The 2,833-nt window shown below is 46.6% G+C and carries 1 protein-coding gene, 9 tRNA genes and 1 rRNA gene; all 11 read right to left on the bottom strand.

Going from position 1 to position 2,833, the window contains the following annotated elements:
* Positions 1-718 (bottom strand): 16S ribosomal RNA (locus M44_RS19160); the annotation flags it as partial.
* A gap of 172 nt (positions 719-890) precedes the next feature.
* Positions 891-964 (bottom strand) — tRNA-Gly (locus M44_RS19155).
* A gap of 18 nt (positions 965-982) precedes the next feature.
* Positions 983-1,059 (bottom strand) — tRNA-Pro (locus tag M44_RS19150).
* A 6-nt stretch (positions 1,060-1,065) separates the two neighbouring features.
* Positions 1,066-1,142 (bottom strand) — tRNA-Arg (locus tag M44_RS19145).
* 13 nt (positions 1,143-1,155) lie between these two features.
* Positions 1,156-1,241, bottom strand: a tRNA-Leu gene (locus tag M44_RS19140).
* Between the two features lie 56 nt (positions 1,242-1,297).
* Positions 1,298-1,382 (bottom strand) — tRNA-Leu (locus M44_RS19135).
* Between the two features lie 21 nt (positions 1,383-1,403).
* Positions 1,404-1,479 (bottom strand) — tRNA-Lys (locus tag M44_RS19130).
* A 140-nt stretch (positions 1,480-1,619) separates the two neighbouring features.
* Positions 1,620-1,694: transfer RNA gene (locus tag M44_RS19125), tRNA-Gln, on the bottom strand.
* Between the two features lie 96 nt (positions 1,695-1,790).
* Positions 1,791-1,866: transfer RNA gene (locus tag M44_RS19120), tRNA-Asp, on the bottom strand.
* Between the two features lie 54 nt (positions 1,867-1,920).
* Positions 1,921-1,992: transfer RNA gene (locus M44_RS19115), tRNA-Glu, on the bottom strand.
* Positions 1,993-2,172: 180 nt separating this feature from the next.
* A complete protein-coding gene (locus M44_RS24475) occupies positions 2,173-2,496 on the bottom strand; it encodes a GNAT family N-acetyltransferase (RefSeq protein ID WP_010177383.1) in 324 nt (107 codons plus the stop codon).
* Between the last annotated feature and the right edge of the window lie 337 nt (positions 2,497-2,833).

The following is a 2,833-nucleotide window of genomic DNA, read 5'->3' as shown; positions in this document are numbered from 1 at the left end:
CCATTGGTTTTCCTCCAAATTTTTACGCCTTTTACCGCTACCCTTGGAATTCCACTTTCTTTTTTGCCATTCAATTTCCCCAGTTTCAAATGCCCTCCACGGGTGAGCCGTGGGCTTTCACATCAGACTTAAGAAACCACCTGCGCGCGCTTTACGCCCAATAATTCCGGACAACGCTTGCCACCTACGTATTACCGCGGCTGCTGGCACGTAGTTAGCCGTGGCTTTCTGGTTAGGTACCGTCAAGGTGCCGCCTTATTCAAACGGCACTTGTTCTTCCCTAACAACAGAGTTTTACGATCCGAAAACCTTCTTCACTCACGCGGCGTTGCTCCGTCAGACTTTCGTCCATTGCGGAAGATTCCCTACTGCTGCCTCCCGTAGGAGTCTGGGCCGTGTCTCAGTCCCAGTGTGGCCGATCACCCTCTCAGGTCGGCTACGCATCGTTGCCTTGGTGAGCCGTTACCTCACCAACTAGCTAATGCGCCGCGGGTCCATCTGTAAGTGATAGCTAAAAGCCACCTTTCAATTTTCGGTCATGCAACCAAAAATATTATCCGGTATTAGCTTCGGTTTCCCGAAGTTATCCCAGTCTTACAGGCAGGTTACCCACGTGTTACTCACCCGTCCGCCGCTAGGCCCGAAGGCCTCGCTCGACTTGCATGTATTAGGCACGCCGCCAGCGTTCGTCCTGAGCCAGGATCAAACTCTCCATAAAAAGTTTGAGCAAGCTCACTTTGCACATGATGTCGATGTTGCTACAGGACGTAGCAAACTTAATCGACGTTCATTTTTATACCGAAGTATAAATAAGTTTTGTACCTCATGGGTACTAATTTTAACGTTGACGTGTTGTCTTTTCAGTTTTCAAAGTTCAATCAAGCATTAATTGGAGCGGGTGATGGGAATCGAACCCACGACATCAGCTTGGAAGGCTGAGGTTTTACCATTAAACTACACCCGCTTATTAAGTTAAAAATCATGGTCGGGAAGACAGGATTCGAACCTGCGACCCCTTGGTCCCAAACCAAGTGCTCTACCAAGCTGAGCTACTCCCCGATAATATGGCGCGCCCGACAGGAGTCGAACCCATAACCTTCTGATCCGTAGTCAGACGCTCTATCCAATTGAGCTACGGGCGCATATGATGTTTTTTGGTGCGGCCGAGAAGAGTCGAACTTCCACGGGGTTACCCCCACTAGGCCCTCAACCTAGCGCGTCTGCCATTCCGCCACGACCGCATCTTCTAAATACTTATCGCTATTCAATGAACAAACTCGCTTACCAAAAACTAGAATGGTGCGGGTGAAGGGAGTCGAACCCCCACGCCTTGCGGCGCCAGATCCTAAGTCTGGTGCGTCTGCCAATTCCGCCACACCCGCATATGATTAATTTAATAAGAATGGTGAGCCATGCAGGATTCGAACCTGCGACCCTCTGATTAAAAGTCAGATGCTCTACCAACTGAGCTAATGGCTCCAATTATTTGTTAAATATCTGTGACTCAAAACTTAGAACAGACGTCCAGCTTTCAGGCTGACTCAAGCTGTACGCTAGATGATTTTTCACGGAAGTTTTTACTTTCTTGCTCTACCAACTAAGCTAACGGCTCAAAAAAATGGCTGGGCTAGCTGGATTCGAACCAACGCATGTCGCAGTCAAAGTGCGATGCCTTACCGCTTGGCTATAGCCCATCGTTTTTGCTGTTTCGTAACAGCGACAAGGAATATCTTATCAAGTTTCACCTTTTAAGTCAACAACTTTTTAAAAGTTTTTTTAAAAAGCTTTAATGGCGGTCCCGACGGGAATCGAACCCGCGATCTCCTGCGTGACAGGCAGGCATGTTAACCGCTACACCACGGGACCACATAATAGTAGAAAAATAAGAAAGGGAGATGAGATATCTCACTCCCGAAAAGATGACCCGTACGGGATTCGAACCCGTGTTACCGCCGTGAAAGGGCGGTGTCTTAACCGCTTGACCAACGGGCCATGGTAAACAATAACGACTATGTTAAGATTGTAAATTTTCCGTGACAACGAAGATTATAATATCATACGACTTTTCTATTAGGCAAGGCTTTTTTCAAAATTTGTCGAAAAAAATAAACTAGAGAGTATTTTCTTACGAAACGAATTCCTCTCTAGTAGTCTATTACTTTCTATTCTCTTTCATTCCCGTATTTNACAGTGAGCTTGTGCGCCTATGATTTGGAAGCCTACACTTGTATACAGTGACAGGGCGCGTTCGTTTTTCGCTTCCACTTCTAGGTACACGCTACTCCCGCTTTCTGACCCAAGCTTCACCGCTTGAATAAGAGCATTCCGTCCTATGCCCTTTCCTTGATACGCTGGTAATACGGCAAACCCGTATATCCAGGCATCGCCTTCCAATTCTGAGAATCGAAGCTTTCCTACACCCACACCGTTTTGTTCTACGATATAAAAATCTTGAAAGATCTTCCTCTTTGATCCGCTGATTATACAAAACTGCATCGTCTTCTGAAAATCCAAAAGCATTGTACATCTAATTGAATTTCAAGGGTCAAATCCGTTTCACTTGCTGGTCGTAGAGATACGGAAGGGTCACTTAGTTGAAGCTCGGATCCTTCCTCCCATTTCATTTGATATTCGGTCATTTCATATTGATGTGGGATGTTGGTTGCAAAGGCCTCACCGNTTGAAGAATTCAAAGGGTAGTNAGGGAGGTTTTTCTATCCCCTTTGGNTTGGNNTAGCTGTTGCTTTTGGACTAGTTGGGTGATNGTCCTTTTCGGGGGNACTCGGGGGAACATGGCAACAAGTTCTTTTACTTCCGATCCCTNAGTCCTAGG

Origin of the sequence: Bacillus coahuilensis m4-4 (assembly GCF_000171615.1) — a bacterium.
Lineage (GTDB): Bacteria > Bacillota > Bacilli > Bacillales > Bacillaceae_K > Bacillus_T > Bacillus_T coahuilensis.
Note: the sequence above shows the minus strand (reverse complement) of the source record. Positions and strands in the feature narration are given on the sequence as shown.